General features: G+C 67.2%; 13 protein-coding genes. 2 read left to right on the top strand and 11 right to left on the bottom strand.

Annotation, left to right across the window (positions count from 1 at the left end; all coding sequences use genetic code 11):
- Nucleotides 1-202 precede the first annotated feature (202 nt).
- Nucleotides 203-1,642, top strand: a complete 1,440-nt coding sequence (locus JHD80_RS00780; protein ID WP_199084460.1) for a DHA2 family efflux MFS transporter permease subunit — start codon at nt 203-205, stop codon at nt 1,640-1,642.
- Between the two features lie 37 nt (nt 1,643-1,679).
- On the opposite strand, the gene JHD80_RS00775 is transcribed toward JHD80_RS00780, so the two are convergent.
- The 3 genes from JHD80_RS00775 to JHD80_RS00765 are packed head-to-tail and all read right to left on the bottom strand — an operon-like array spanning nt 1,680 to nt 4,505.
- Nucleotides 1,680-2,633, bottom strand: coding sequence for an aminoglycoside phosphotransferase family protein (locus JHD80_RS00775; RefSeq protein ID WP_199084459.1), 954 nt, complete (start codon nt 2,631-2,633; stop codon nt 1,680-1,682).
- Nucleotides 2,630-3,373, bottom strand: a complete 744-nt coding sequence (locus JHD80_RS00770; protein WP_199084458.1) for an RlmE family RNA methyltransferase — start codon at nt 3,371-3,373, stop codon at nt 2,630-2,632. The genes JHD80_RS00775 and JHD80_RS00770 overlap by 4 nt, the downstream gene beginning before the upstream one ends.
- A 10-nt stretch (nt 3,374-3,383) precedes the next feature.
- Complete coding sequence (locus JHD80_RS00765) at nt 3,384-4,505, bottom strand: Ppx/GppA phosphatase family protein (protein WP_199084457.1); 1,122 nt, start codon at nt 4,503-4,505, stop codon at nt 3,384-3,386.
- Nucleotides 4,506-4,723: 218 nt separating this feature from the next.
- On the opposite strand from JHD80_RS00765, the gene glpK reads away from it, so the two are divergent.
- On the top strand, nt 4,724-6,226 hold the full coding sequence (glpK, locus tag JHD80_RS00760) for a glycerol kinase GlpK (protein ID WP_199084456.1): 1,503 nt from the start codon (nt 4,724-4,726) through the stop codon (nt 6,224-6,226).
- Here the strand turns inward: glpK and JHD80_RS00755 are convergent.
- The 8 genes from JHD80_RS00755 to JHD80_RS00720 all read right to left on the bottom strand — a co-directional run.
- Complete coding sequence (locus JHD80_RS00755) at nt 6,218-7,384, bottom strand: Gfo/Idh/MocA family protein (protein WP_210339767.1); 1,167 nt, start codon at nt 7,382-7,384, stop codon at nt 6,218-6,220. The genes glpK and JHD80_RS00755 overlap by 9 nt on opposite strands.
- Nucleotides 7,385-7,533: 149 nt before the next feature.
- Complete coding sequence (locus JHD80_RS00750; RefSeq protein WP_248311316.1) at nt 7,534-8,496, bottom strand: substrate-binding domain-containing protein; 963 nt, start codon at nt 8,494-8,496, stop codon at nt 7,534-7,536.
- A gap of 25 nt (nt 8,497-8,521) precedes the next feature.
- Nucleotides 8,522-9,535 carry an ABC transporter permease gene (locus JHD80_RS00745; protein WP_199084455.1) on the bottom strand — a complete coding sequence of 338 codons (1,014 nt, stop codon included), beginning with the start codon at nt 9,533-9,535 and terminating at the stop codon, nt 8,522-8,524.
- Nucleotides 9,522-11,030: a sugar ABC transporter ATP-binding protein gene (locus tag JHD80_RS00740; RefSeq protein WP_199084454.1), complete on the bottom strand. Its 1,509-nt coding sequence runs from the start codon at nt 11,028-11,030 to the stop codon at nt 9,522-9,524. The genes JHD80_RS00745 and JHD80_RS00740 overlap by 14 nt, the downstream gene beginning before the upstream one ends.
- The gene (locus JHD80_RS00735) at nt 11,027-11,995 is read right to left on the bottom strand and encodes an ROK family protein (protein WP_199084453.1); all 969 of its coding nucleotides are present in this window, start codon (nt 11,993-11,995) and stop codon (nt 11,027-11,029) included. Before JHD80_RS00735 ends, JHD80_RS00740 begins: the two co-directional genes overlap by 4 nt.
- A 603-nt stretch (nt 11,996-12,598) precedes the next feature.
- The gene (locus JHD80_RS00730) at nt 12,599-12,883 is read right to left on the bottom strand and encodes a hypothetical protein (protein ID WP_199084452.1); all 285 of its coding nucleotides are present in this window, start codon (nt 12,881-12,883) and stop codon (nt 12,599-12,601) included.
- Nucleotides 12,884-12,900: 17 nt separating this feature from the next.
- Complete coding sequence (locus tag JHD80_RS00725; protein WP_199084451.1) at nt 12,901-13,167, bottom strand: hypothetical protein; 267 nt, start codon at nt 13,165-13,167, stop codon at nt 12,901-12,903.
- Nucleotides 13,168-13,227: 60 nt separating this feature from the next.
- A partial coding sequence (locus JHD80_RS00720; RefSeq protein ID WP_199084450.1) for an efflux RND transporter permease subunit occupies nt 13,228-13,531 on the bottom strand: 304 nt, incomplete at its 5' end.

Raw genomic sequence — 13,531 nt, 5'->3', positions numbered from 1 at the left:
GGCTGCCGAGACCGAAGGAGTGAGGCGAACGCATGGCGGCCTTGTGTCTGTCGCCGAGCCATAATCCCGACGCATGGCGGAAACGCATGGATCGGGCGGCCAAACCTCGATTTCGCTCTCGTCACCCGCCGCACATGCGATTAATAGCCGAGCTTATGATTTCAAACGCGCCTGATGTCATCGGGCGTGGAAGGTCCTGACCGTGCAGCGCGCCAAACTCCTGCCTCTGATCGTCGCCTGTGCCCTGTTCATGGAGAACACCGATTCGACGGTGATCGCGACCTCGCTGCCGGTGATCGCGAAATCGCTCGGCGAGGATCCGATCGCGCTGAAGCTGGCGCTGACCTCCTATCTCGTCAGCCTCGCGGTCTTCATCCCGATCTCCGGCTGGATGGCGGATCGCTTCGGCGCCCGCACGATCTTCCGCTCCGCGCTCGTCGTCTTCATGGTCGGCTCGATCCTCTGCGCGGTGTCGAGCTCGCTCGGGGCCTTCGTCGGCGCGCGCTTCATCCAGGGCATGGGCGGGGCGATGATGGTGCCGGTCGGGCGCCTCGTCATCCTGCGCAGCGTCAGCAAGTCCGAGATCGTCGGCGCGCTCGCCTATCTGACGGTTCCCGCGCTGGTCGGCCCCGTGGTCGGACCGCCGCTCGGCGGCTTCATCACGACCTATTTCGATTGGCGCTGGATCTTCTTCATCAACATCCCGATCGGCCTCGTCGGCATCGTGCTGGCGAGCCTGTTCTTCGAGGATATCCGCGAGGAGGATGTGCCGCCGCTCGACATCCGCGGCTTCCTGCTGTCCTCGTTCGGCTTTGCCGCGCTGATGCTCGGGCTCAACACCGGCGGGCGCCATCTGGTGCCGGAAGCGGTGTCCTATGCCTGCGTGATCGGCGGCGCGGCGGCGCTGCTGGCCTATTGGTTCCACGCGCAGCGCGTGCCCTATCCGGTGCTCAACCTCTCGCTGTTCCGCATTCCGACCTTCCGGATCGGCGTGATCGGCGGCTCGGTCTTCCGGACGGGCATCGGCGCAATTCCCTTCCTGCTACCGCTGATGCTGCAGCTCGGCTTCGGGCTGGACGCATTGCAGTCCGGACTGATCACCTTCGCCTCGGCCGCCGGCGCGCTGATCATGAAGACGCTGGCGAAGACGATCCTGGCGCGGTTCGGCTTCCGCGGAGTGCTGACCGTCAACGCCGTGATCGGCGCCGCCTTCCTCGCGGCCTCCGGACTGTTCACGCCGACGACTCCGCACGCGATCATGCTCTCCGTGCTGCTGGTCGGCGGCTGCTTCCGCTCGCTGCAATTCACCGGCATCAACGCGCTGAGCTATGCCGACGTCTCAAACCGCGAGATGTCGAGCGCGACCTCGATGTCGAGCGTCGCCCAGCAGCTCTCGCTAAGCATCGGCGTCACGATCGGCGCCTTCGCCCTGGAGAGCACGCATATGCTTCATGGCGGCAAGACGCTCGCGGCGGGCGATTTCTGGCCGGCCTTCCTGATCGTCGGCCTCGTATCCGCTTCGTCGGCGCTGTGGATGATGCAGCTCGACCCGAATGCCGGTGCCGAAGTCTCGGGCCATGTGCCGGTCAGCGCGCGCAAGGTCACCGCCGAGGCGATCGCGGAGCAGAAGCCGCTGGACTGAGTGACGACGCGCCTCGGCCCAGCGATCGCGTTTCGAGCTATCTTGGCCACATCATTCGGCCGAGCTCTTCCAGCGTCCTCGCCTTCGATGGCCAATCGGGGATCGCGATCTTGCCCATCGGATCGCTGGCCCTGTGCAGGAAGGTGAGGATCAGCAGTCGCTGCGCCAGCGCATCATCGATGCGATCTGGCCCGTAGCCATATCCGGCGAAAAGGGCCCGCACACGACCCGCCCGGCCTTCGGTCATGAAGGCGCTGGGGCCGAGCAGGTCATATTCGCCGAAGCCGGCGAAGACGTCGCCGAAGTCGAACAGGCCGGCGAGATGCCAGCCATCGCTATGCTCCCGAAGCAGGAAATTTTCGGGGATATACTCGCCCGTGAGCAGGACCGGGTTGATGTCGAGGGGGATGGCCGTCGGCGCTACCATCAGCAGCGCGTCGAGCTCGTCATGATAGCGTTCCGGCAAGCCAAGTCTGATCTGGCGGGCACGACAGGATTCGACCTGTCTCTTGATGAAGTCGGGCCAGTCGGGACCAAGCGCGACAATGGGGCCTGCCGGAACTGCCTGAACCGCTGCGATCGTCGAGCCGATCTCGGCCAGAACGCGCTCTTTCGCGATCTCGGAAAGGCTCGGCCAGATCTCAAAGCCGAGCGTTCCATGGAGCCTTGTCATCGCAAGCCAGGGCCAGCCGTCGCGCTCGCCTTCGGCGATCAACTCTGGAACCGGCAATGGCAGTCTGCCCGCGAGCAGCTCCAAGGAGGCGCGCTCCGCGATGAATTGCCTACGCAGCAGCGGCGGGAAAATCTTCAGGATCAGCGTCGGGCCGAGGCCGATGACGAGGTTGGTTCCCGTCGTGAAGGTGGTAATATCGGCGGTAGGCAGTCCTGCCGCTCTGGCGATATCGAGTGCCGCAGGCAGCCAATCCGCAGGTCGGCTGCGCCAGTCGTCGAACGCAGCGATCCCAGCAAAATGAGGCAGGCCAGCCGTCATTCGGCTTCGTCGTGCCCGCCATCTTTGATGTTTTTCCGGCGATACCCCGTCGCCAGCACGTAGAGCTCCGACGAATCCGCCCGGCTCGCCGCCGGCTTGACGTTGCGCACGGTTGTGAAGTCGCGCTTCAACGTAGCCAGAAGCTCGGCGCTGTCGCCGCCCTGGAAAAGCTTGGCGAGGAAGAAGCCGCCCGGCGCCAGCACATCATGCGTGAATTCGATCGCCGCCTCTGCCAGCGCGATGATCTTGAGATGGTCGGTCTTCTTGTGGCCGGTGGTGTTGGCGGCCATGTCGGACATCACGCCGTCGGCCCGGCCGCCGAGGCGCTGCGTCAGCAGCGCGGGCGCTTCCTCGGCCATGAAATCCATCTGGATCAGGTCGACGCCGGGGATCGGATCGACGGCCAGGAGGTCGATGCCGACGATATAGCCTTTGCCCTGCTCCAGTCCGATGCGCTTGGCCGCGATCTGGCACCAGCCGCCGGGCGCGCAACCGAGATCGACCAGGCGTTGGCCGGTCTTCAGGAACTTGTAGCGGTCGTCCATCTCCTCAAGCTTGAACGCCGCGCGCGAGCGATAGCCCATCTCCCGGGCCCGCTTCACATAGGGGTCGTTGAGCTGGCGCTCGAGCCAGAGCTGCGAGGAATGCTTGAGCTTGCCGGCTTTCTTGACCTTGACGCGCATGTCGCGCGCGCCGGCAGGCTTGCCGCCGGTGTTGCCGCCCGATTTTCCGGTGCTCATTGTCTCGAACCTATTTCCGCCGCCACCAGGCGCGGTCCTCATGCATCATGCGCAGCAGGATGCCCTCGCGCAGGCCGCGATCGGCGATGCGCACGCGCTCGCTGGGGAACGCGCGGCGGATCGCCTCGAAGATCGCGCAGCCGGCCAGCACCAGATCGGCACGCTCGCGGCCGATGCAGGCATTCGCCGCACGGGCGGCATAGTCCATCTCGATCAGGCGGTCGATCACCGTGAGGATGTCGCGCTGGTGCATCCACAGCCCGTCGACCTCGCGCCGGTCATAGCGCGGCAGGTCGAGATGGATGCCGGCGACGGTCGTGACCGTGCCGGAGGTGCCGAGCAGGTGAAAGCTGCGGCCGTCCTTGGCACCGGCTGCCTTCTTGGCGAAGGGCGCGAGCGCCTGCGTGCAGTCCTCGACCATGCGCTCGAACAGCTCGCGGCTGACCTCGATGCCGCCATAGCGTTCGGCGACGGTGACGACGCCGATCGGCAGCGACGCCCATTCGCGGATGCGGGCGGCAGGATCGCGTGCCTCGCTGCGGCCGCCGAGCCAGATGATCTCGGTCGAGCCGCCGCCGATATCGAAGACGATGACGCTTTCCGCCGCCGGATCCGCCAGCGCGGCGCAGCCGGAGACGGCGAGCGCGGCTTCGGTGCGCTGGTCGATGACCTCCAGCGCCAGCTCCGCCTCGGCCGCGACGCGCCGGATGAAGTCGAGCCCATTGGTGGCGGCGCGGCAGGCCTCGGTCGTGACGAGGCGCGCGCGCGTGACGCCGCGATTCGCCATCTTGCCGCGGCAGATTTTCAGGGCCTCGACGGCGCGATCCATGGCGGCATCGGCGAGGCGGCTGCTGGCGGCCAGGCCTTCGCCGAGGCGCACGATCCGCGAGAAGGCATCGACGACGCGGAAGCCGTGCTGGGCCGGGCGGGCAATCAGGAGGCGGCAGTTATTGGTGCCGAGATCGAGCGCGGCATAAGTCGCGCCCGGCGGGCGCGGGGCGGGCTGAACGAAGCTCTTGAAGGGCGCGGGCGCGCCAACCGGAACGGCGCCGGCCCGTTGCGGATCGGCGTCATATCGCTGTGGTCGCGCCGCAGGCGCGACTCCCCGTTGTTGCCGGTCCTCGACCGCCACCGATCCAATCCCTCAACCTGCCCGATGCCAACGGCGCGGGCAGGGGTCGCGGCCCCGCACGACCCTGCTTCTTCATGAGCTAACTACAGGGCAAGCGACATGCCAAGCAGAACCTTGTCCCGCAGGAAACTTGCCGGTTGGCCCCGCAGTTGCCCGCTTGCGCGGGAACCGGCTGATCGGCCAGTCTCCGCCAGCACAAAGACGGGCAGGGAACCGACATGGCCGCCAGACACATCCTCGCCATCGACCAGGGCACGACCTCCTCGCGGGCGATCCTGTTCGATGCGTCGCTCGGCGTCGTTGCCAGCGCCCAGCGGGAGTTTCCGCAGCATTTTCCGGCTTCGGGCTGGGTCGAGCACGAGCCGGAGGATATCTGGGAGAGCGTGCTGGCGACCGCAAGGGAGGCCATCGCCAAGGGCGGCCTGAGCGCATCGGGCATCGCCGGCATCGGCATCACCAACCAGCGCGAGACGACGCTGATCTGGGACCGCCGGACGGGCCGCGCGATCCACCGCGCCATCGTCTGGCAGGACCGGCGCACGGCGAAGGCCTGTGCGAATCTCGTTGCGGCCGGCCATGAGGACCTCGTCGCGGAGCGGACCGGCCTGCGCATCGATCCCTATTTCTCCGCGACCAAGATCGCCTGGCTGCTCGACAACGTGCCGGGCGCCCGGCGCCGGGCGGAGGCTGGCGAACTCGCCTTCGGCACGATCGACTGTTTCCTGCTGTGGCGCCTGACCGGCGGGGTCGTGCATGCGACCGACGCGACCAATGCGGCGCGGACCATGCTGTTCGATATCGGCCGCGGCGTCTGGGATTCGCAATTGCTCGACCTGTTCGGCATTCCGGCTGCGCTGTTGCCACAGGTGCGCGACTGTGCCGCGCATTTCGGCGATACAGTGCCAGAGCTGTTCGGAGCGCCGATCGCGGTGCGCGGCATCGCCGGCGATCAGCAGGCCGCGACGATCGGGCAAGCCTGCTTCTCGCCCGGCATGGTGAAATCGACCTATGGCACCGGCTGTTTCGCCCTGCTGAATACCGGCGACACGCCGGTGCGCTCGAAGCATCGCCTGCTCAGCACCGTCGCCTATCAGCTCGGCGGCAAGCGGACCTATGCGCTGGAAGGCTCGATCTTCATCGCGGGCGCAGCGGTGCAATGGCTGCGCGACGGGCTCGGCATCATCGAGAAGGCGAGCGAGACCGGGCCGCTGGCCGAGGCCGCCGATCCCGAGCAGGATGTCTATTTGGTGCCGGCCTTCGTCGGGCTGGGCGCGCCGCATTGGGACGCGCATGCGCGCGGCGCGATGTTCGGCCTGACCCGCAATTCAGGCCCACGCGAATTCGCGCGCGCTGCGTTGGAAAGCGTCTGCTACCAGACGCTCGATCTCGTCGAGGCGATGCGGGCCGACTGGCCGGAGGCCGGCGCCGGCAAACAATCGGTGCTGCGGGTCGATGGCGGCATGGTCGCCTCCGACTGGACGATGCAGCGCCTCGCCGACATCCTCGACCTGCCGGTCGACCGGCCGAATGTGCTGGAGACGACGGCGCTCGGCGCCGCCTATCTCGCAGGGCTCGATGCCGGCCTGCTGCCCGAACCGGATCGTTTCGCCGACCTATGGCGCTTGGAGCGACGCTTCTCGCCGGCCATGGCCGCCAGCGAGCGCAAGCGCAAGGTCGACGGCTGGCGCGACAGCGTCAGGCGGACCCTGAGCTCAACCTGAGAAGGGCAGCCAGCGCCGCTCCGCCGAGGACGCCACCGCGCATTCGATGAAGCGCACACCGCGCGCGCCGTCGCTGACCGTCGGATAGTCGGCATCGAGCGGATCGGCTGTCGTGCCGGCCTTGTGGGCGCGGATATCGGCGAAGACGCCGCGATAGATATTGGCGAAGGCCTCGATGAAGCCTTCCGGATGCCCCGCCGGAATCCGCCCGGCGCGGCGGGCCGATTCGCAGAGCCAGGGCGAGGCTCGCGTGAAGATCTCGGTCGGCCCCTCGCGACGATGATGGACGAGCCGGTTCGGCTCCTCCTGCCGCCATTCCAGCGTGCCGTCTTCGCCGGAGACGCGCAGGCGCAGATCATTCTCCAGCCCGGCATTGATCTGCGAGGCGACGAGGACGCCGCGCGCGCCGCCCTTGAAGCGCAGCAGCATGCTGGCATCGTCGTCGAGCACGCGGCCGGGAACGAGCGCGCCGAGATCGGCCACGAGTTCCTCGATCTGAAGCCCCGTCACGGTTGCAACGAGGTTCTCGGCATGGGAGCCGATATCGCCGAGCGCGCCGGCGATGCCGCTGCGCGCCGGATCGGTGCGCCAGCTCGCCTGCTTGTTGCCGGTCGCCTCCAGCGCGGTCGCCAGCCAGCCCTGATTGTACTCGACCACGACCTTGCGGATGCGGCCGAGCGCGCCCGACCGCACCATCTCGCGCGCCTGCCGGACCATCGGGTAGCCGGTGTAGTTGTAGGTGACGCCGAAGACGGTGCCGCGCTTAGCGACCGTCTCGACCAGCGTCGTCGCCTGCTGGCCGGTATGGGCCAGCGGCTTGTCGCAGACGACATGGAAGCCGGCTTCAGCGAAGGCCTGTGCGATCGGGAAATGCGTGTCGGTCGGCGTGACGATGACGACGAGCTCGACGCGCTCCGTCGCCGGGCGGGCGACCTCGGCTTCGAGCAGGGCCTGCCAGCTTGCGTGGTTATGCGCCTCAGAGAGGCCGAGCGCGCGGCCGGATTCGCGGGCGCGTTCCGGTGTCGAGGACAGGGCGCCTGCGATCAGCTCCGCCTGCCCATCGAGTGCAATGGCATGACGGTGCACGGCGCCGATGAAGGCATCGCGGCCGCCGCCGATCATGGCATAGCGCAGCTTGCGCGGAGGATCCTGGTTCATGCCGGCAGCACTCGCGGAACATATGTCAAAAGGCTCCGTCATCCCGGACAAGCCGCCTCGGGCGATGCCGATCCGGGATCCATCCCAGAGCGCTGGCGCCCTTCGATGGATCCCGGTTCAAGCTTGGGATGACGACGTGTTCAGCTCGCTCAGAACGGCGAGTCGGGGTGGTAGAACTCCTTGGCGTTGCTCTTGTCGATCAGCACCGAGGGAATGATTGTGGTGGCCGGCAACTTCTCGCCCTTCAGGCGAGCTTCCGCCGTCAACTTGATCGATTCATAGATGAATTTTGGAGAGTAGCTGACATTGGCCTGGATGCGCGGGTCCTTCCCCTCGAGGATGATCTTGACCATGTCCTTGGCCCCGGCGCCGCCGAAGATCACCTTGATGTCCTTGCGGCCGGCCTGGTCGATGGCGCGAATGGCGCCGAAGGCCATGTCATCGTCGGCGGCCCAGAAGGCGTCGATATCCTTGAAGCGGGTCAGGAAGTCCTGCGTGACCTTGTAAGCGTCGTCGCGGTTCCAGTTGGCATATTTGGCGTCGAGCAGCTTGATGTCGGGATGGCCCTTCAGCACGGCGTTGAAGGCATCCATGCGCTCGTTGTCGAGCGTGGTCGGAATGCCGCGGAGCGCCACGACATTGCCTTTACCGCCGAGCGTCTTGGCGATGTATTCGGCCGGGATCTTGCCGAAAGCGGTGTTGTCGCCGGCGACATAGGCATCCTGCGCCGAGGTGTCGGTCAGGCCGCGGTCGACCACGGTCACATAGGCACCCTTGGCCTTTACATTGGCGACCGGCCGGGTCAGCGCCGCCGATTCGAAGGGGAAGACGACGAGCGCGTTGATCTTGGTGACCGTGCTCAGGTCCTGGAGCTGGTTGGCCTGCTCGACGGCGTTGGCGGCGGTGCGGATGGTGATCTTGAGGTCCTTGTGCTTGGCCTCGAGATCCTTCTTCGCTTGGTTCGCCCAATAGTTGATGCCGCCCATGAAGCTATGCGTCGCGGCGGGGATGGACACGCCGAGATTGACGGGCTCCGCCGCCGCACCCGTGGCGGCGAAGGCGAGGCCCGCGGCGGTGGCAAGCATGAGGCTGCGTCTGGTCTGCATGGACATCGCTTCTCTCCCTGGTTGACCGCCTTCAGCGGCGGCCTTTCTGCAAAAACGCGACGGTAATGATGACGAAGCCCTGCACGGCGGCGTTCAGATAGACGCTGATCAGGCTCGTCAGGTTGAGGATGTTGCTGATCACCGAGAGCAGGATCGCGCCGATGACCGTGCCGGTGATGCTGCCATGGCCACCTTTCAGCGCCGCGCCGCCAACGATGACCGCGGCGATGGCCTCCAGCTCCCAGAGCAGGCCGGTGGTCGGCGAGGCCGAGCCCAGGCGCGGCACATAGAGCAGCGTGGCGATGCCGACGCAGAGGCCTAGGAGCATGTAGGTCAGGATCTTGACGCGCTCGACATCGACTGCGGCATAGCGCGCGACGGTCTCGTTCGAGCCGATCGCCTGGACATGCCGGCCGAAGATCGTGCGGTTCAGGATCAGCGCTCCGGTGAGCGCGACCAGCAGGAAGACCCAGACCGGGATCGGCACGCCGAGGAAGCTGGCGTAATAGACCGGCGCGTAGAGATCGGCCAAGGCGTTGTCGAGCGTGAGAGCGCCACCATCGGCGAAATAGGTGAGGTATGCTCGGTAGATGCCGAGCGTTCCTAAAGTGACGATGAAGGGCTCGATCCGACCCTTCGCGATCAGCAGGCCGTGCAGCAGGCCGAAGACGCCGCCGAGCACGACCGCGAGTGCGGCCCCGCCGATCACCGCCAGCAGCGGCGAGCCGAAGGCGTCGGCCGCCCAGTTGATGAAGAGGATGACGCACCCCGCGATCAGCGCCGCCATCGAGCCGACCGAGAGGTCGATGCCGCCGAGGATGATGACGAAGCACATGCCGACGGCGATGATGCCGATGAAGGCCGTGCGGGTGAGCACGTTCAGCGCGTTGTCGAGCGTGGCGAAATCGCTGTTGAGCATCGCGCCGGCCGCGCAGAGCAGTACGAGGCCAATGACGGGCCCGAAGGCGGCGATACGATCGCCGAGCGGGACGGCTGCCTCGCGGGTGCGGGCCTCGGCGCGCTCTGCGGCTTCAGGCTGCGACATGGCGGGTCCCCGTGGCATGGGCGATCATCGTCGCTTCGGTCATCTCGCTGCCTTCCACCGTCGCGACGAGCCGGCCCTCGCGCATCACCGCGACGCGATGGGCGAGGCCGATCAGCTCGATCAGCTCCGAGGAGATGACGATCAGGGCGAGCCCCTGGGCCGCGAGTTTCTGGATCAGGAAGTAGATCTCGCGCTTGGCGCCGACATCGACGCCGCGCGTCGGCTCGTCGAGCACCAGTACGCGCGGCGCGGGATGCAGCACCTTGGCGAGCGCGAGCTTCTGCTGGTTGCCGCCCGAGAGCGAGGCGGCCTTCATGTCGAGCGAGCCGGCGCGGATGCCGAATTCGCCGACGGCGGTTTCGAGCGCGCGCTGCTCCGCTTCATGGTCGAGCAGCGGTTTCGCATAGCGCTCCAGCGCCATCAGGGTGAGGTTGGGCCGTAGCGGGAAGTCGACATGCAGGCCCTTGCCCTTGCGATCCTCGCTCAGATAGGCGAGCCCATGGCGGGTGGCGTCGCGCGGCGAATTGAGCTGGATCGGCTTGCCGTCGCGTCGGATCATGCCGCTGCCCGACCTGAGGCCCAGAATGCCCTCGAAAAGCTCGGTCCGCCCGGCGCCGACCAGCCCGGCAAAGCCGAGGATTTCGCCCGGTCGCACCGCAAACGAGATGTCGCTGGCCCAGCCCGGCACCGAGAAGCTCTCGACCGATAGCGCCGGTGGGACAGTGGGATCGGCAGCGATCTTCTCGGGAAAGAGATCGGCGATCTCGCGCCCGACCATCATCGTCGCCATGGCGTGGCGAGTGAGCGATACAGTCGCCGCCCGGCCGACGAAACGGCCGTCGCGCATGACGATGACCTCGTCGGTGATGCGTTCGACCTCGTCGAGCTTGTGCGAGATGTAGACGACGGTGATGCCTTCCGCCCGCATCCGCTCGATCAGGGCGAAGAGGCGCCCCGCCTCGGACGGGGTCAGCGTCGCGGTGGGCTCGTCCATGATCAGCAGGCGGGTCTTTCGCGAGAGCGCCTTGGCGATCTCGACGAGCTGCTTTTCGGCGACGATCAAACGGCGCACCGGCGTATCCGGCGTCCGTGCCAGCCCGACCTGGGCGAGCGCAGCCTCGGCCTCGCGGCGCATCGCCTCCTCGTCGAGCAGCCAGCCCTTGCGGCGCTCATGACCGAGGAAGATGTTGCCAGCGATGGTCAGGTCATCGGCGAGGTTGAACTCCTGATGGATCAGGACGATGCCTGCGGCTTCAGCCTCGCGCGATCCGGTGAAGGCGACGGGCGCGCCGTCGATCAGAATCCGGCCTTCGCTCGGCTGCTCGTAGCCGGAGAGTATCTTCATCAGGGTCGACTTGCCGGCGCCGTTCTCGCCGAGCAGGCCGTAGACCTTGCCGGGTTCGAGGTCGAAGGAGACGCCGTGCAGCACCTCGACCGGGCCGAAGCGCTTGACGATGCCGTCGAAGGCGACGGCGAGGCCTGCGGTCGCGTTCATGCCGGGCCTCCGCTGCGCAGCGCCTCGCGCATGGCGAGCACGCCGGCGCCGATCAGCCCGGTCTCGGGGCCGAGCGGGGCCGAGGTGATCTCGAGATGGCGGGTCGAGAGGGCAAGCGAACGCTGGCTCACGCTCTGGCGGATCGCGGCGAGGAACATCGGGCCGATCGCCGAGACGCCGCCGCCGATGAAGATATGCGAGGGGTTGTAGAAATTGACCAGCGCGGCGAGCACCTGGCCGATCAAGCGGCCGGACCGGCGTACGATCGCGTCGGCCTCGGCATCGCCGGCCCGGCTGGCCGCGCCGATATCGGCGGCATCCAGCAGGCCCTTCGCGGCGAGGCGTTCGGCTAAGGCGGGGCTGCGACCGGACTGCGCCGCCTCCAGCCCCATCGCGACGATGGCGGGCGCCGCGGCCATTGCCTCCACGCAGCCGCGATTGCCGCAGCGGCAGAGCGGGCCGGCGACATCGGCGCAGATATGGCCGATGTCGCCGGCCGAACCGGTCGAGCCGCGATAAAGCTCGCCATGGCAGACGATGCCGCAGCCGATGCCGGTGCCGACCTTGATGACGAGGAAATTCTCGATCTGCTTGCGCTGGCGCCAGAGCACGCCGAGCGCCATCAGGTTCACGTCGTTGTCGACGAAGATCGGCGCATCGGTGATCTCGCGCAGGTCCTCGCGGATGGCATAGCTGTCCCAGCCCGGCATCAGCGGCGGATTGACGAGCTGGCCGGCGGCGAAATTGACCGGGCCGGGCACGCCGATGCCGACCGCGAGCACGCGGTCCGGCGCGATGCCGTTCTGCGCCAGCATCGCTGGCAGGAGAGACCGCAGCCGCGCCATGATCGGGCCGGGGCCGGCCTCGACATCGGCCTCCTGCGCATGGCGAGCGATGATGCCGAGATCGGGGCGGAGAAGCGCGATATCGAGGCTGGTCGCGCCGATATCGATGCCGACGAGCACGCCGATGCGGCGGTGGACGCAGAGGGTCTCGGGCCGCCGCCCGCCAGTGGAATGCTGGACGCCGGCCTCGTCGAGCAGGCCTTCCTCGATCAGGCCCGCCGCGATCGCATTGGTCTTGCTTCGGGAAAACTGCAGGCTATCGGCCAGCGCATGGCGGGCGGCGCCTCCTGACCAGAAAGTGGCCTCGAGCAGCGCTAGCTCATCCGGGCTTAGCCTGTGCCAGGGCAGGGCGATCGCAGCCTCCTGTCGTTTCCCGCTCGGCCTTGTGGCAGCCGTTGCGATGCAGGCTAGGTGAGGGTCTCGAAAGTGCTCAAGACCGAACTTCAGCCTAATTCAGGCGGAAGTCGATTTGAAGGCGGTTTGGCCGAGCATCGGATGTCCCGTCATTCGATCGCGATCGCGCAGGACGGCCGCCTGCACGAAATCTGCACGATATTCCTGAGTTTCTGCCAATTGCGGCGATCACCGCTGCAAATTGCGGGTGCGTCGTCATCCCGGCTTGACCCGGGATCCATCGTAGAGTGTCGAGCTCTACAGTGGATCCCGGATCTCCGCTTCGCTGCGTCCGGATCACGGCGCAATTCTTTGGAAAACCCGCGAGTTCTAGGACAGGCGCCGGTCCAGCGCATCGGCGATCCGCTCGACGAGCGCGGCATGGTCCGCCAGCAGGTCCTGCAACGGCCCAATCGGCCGGAAGGCGCGGGGATCCTGCGCTTCCTCGCCCTCGTTCTCCCAAGCCTCGATCGCCTCGTCCGCGGCAGTCAGCCAGGCTTCCAGGGATGGCCCGTCGCAGGGGGCGCCGGCTTCGAGCGCCAGCCGCTCGGCGATCCGGCGGCGAAGGTCGTCGCGAGCCGCACGGAGCGCATCGAGTTCGTCGGTATAGCGCATGGCGAAGCCGCGCCCGCTCAGTGCACGGTGGCGAGGTCGTCGTCGTCCGGGTCGATCAGGCGGTCGAGGCCGAGCTGCTCGACGCCGTCGGTGAACTCGGCGAAGGCATCGGCGTCGGTTGCGAAGGCGTCCTGCCAGACGGTCGAGCCGCCTTCCTCGTCGATGAGTTCGAGGGTCCAGCCGTCGGTGCCGCCGATCTTGTAGATCTCCACGCGCACGGTAATGCCGTCATGGGTGAAGGTCTGCGACAGGGGCGAGCGGATGATGTCGGGGAAGTCGGTCATCGCGGCAATCTAGCACCATCGAAAGCGGGGCGCAGCCATCGCCGGCCGCGCCCCCGTCATTCACTCGGCGGCGGTCGCCGGGGCCGGTTCGTCGCCGCGCCAGCGCCGGACGAGGCTGACGACACCGACATAGAGCAGCGGCACGAAGAACACGCCGATCACCGTCGCGGCGATCATGCCGCCCATCACGCCGATGCCGATCGAGTTCTGGCTCCCCGATCCAGCGCCCGTGGCAACGGCCAAAGGCGTGACGCCGAGCACGAAGGCGAGCGAGGTCATCAGGATCGGCCGCAGGCGCTGGCGCGCCGCCTCCAATGTCGCCTCGACGAGGCCCTTGCCCTTGGCTTCCTGCTCGATCGCGAAC

This window comes from Allobosea sp. ASV33, assembly GCF_016428755.1.
Lineage (GTDB): Bacteria > Pseudomonadota > Alphaproteobacteria > Rhizobiales > Beijerinckiaceae > Allobosea.
This window is presented reverse-complemented; position numbering and strand designations above follow the sequence as displayed.

What these genes read in the sequence shown, in the direction of transcription:
- JHD80_RS00775 (WP_199084459.1), bottom strand. Translation starts at nt 2,633, where the DNA reads ATGACGGCTGGCCTGCCTCATTTTGCTGGGATCGCTGCGTTCGACGAC.
- JHD80_RS00770 (WP_199084458.1), bottom strand. Translation starts at nt 3,373, where the DNA reads ATGAGCACCGGAAAATCGGGCGGCAACACCGGCGGCAAGCCTGCCGGC.
- glpK (WP_199084456.1), top strand. Translation starts at nt 4,724, where the DNA reads ATGGCCGCCAGACACATCCTCGCCATCGACCAGGGCACGACCTCCTCG.
- JHD80_RS00755 (WP_210339767.1), bottom strand. Translation starts at nt 7,384, where the DNA reads ATGAACCAGGATCCTCCGCGCAAGCTGCGCTATGCCATGATCGGCGGC.
- JHD80_RS00750 (WP_248311316.1), bottom strand. Translation starts at nt 8,496, where the DNA reads ATGTCCATGCAGACCAGACGCAGCCTCATGCTTGCCACCGCCGCGGGC.
- JHD80_RS00745 (WP_199084455.1), bottom strand. Translation starts at nt 9,535, where the DNA reads ATGTCGCAGCCTGAAGCCGCAGAGCGCGCCGAGGCCCGCACCCGCGAG.
- JHD80_RS00740 (WP_199084454.1), bottom strand. Translation starts at nt 11,030, where the DNA reads ATGAACGCGACCGCAGGCCTCGCCGTCGCCTTCGACGGCATCGTCAAG.
- JHD80_RS00730 (WP_199084452.1), bottom strand. Translation starts at nt 12,883, where the DNA reads ATGCGCTATACCGACGAACTCGATGCGCTCCGTGCGGCTCGCGACGAC.
- JHD80_RS00725 (WP_199084451.1), bottom strand. Translation starts at nt 13,167, where the DNA reads ATGACCGACTTCCCCGACATCATCCGCTCGCCCCTGTCGCAGACCTTC.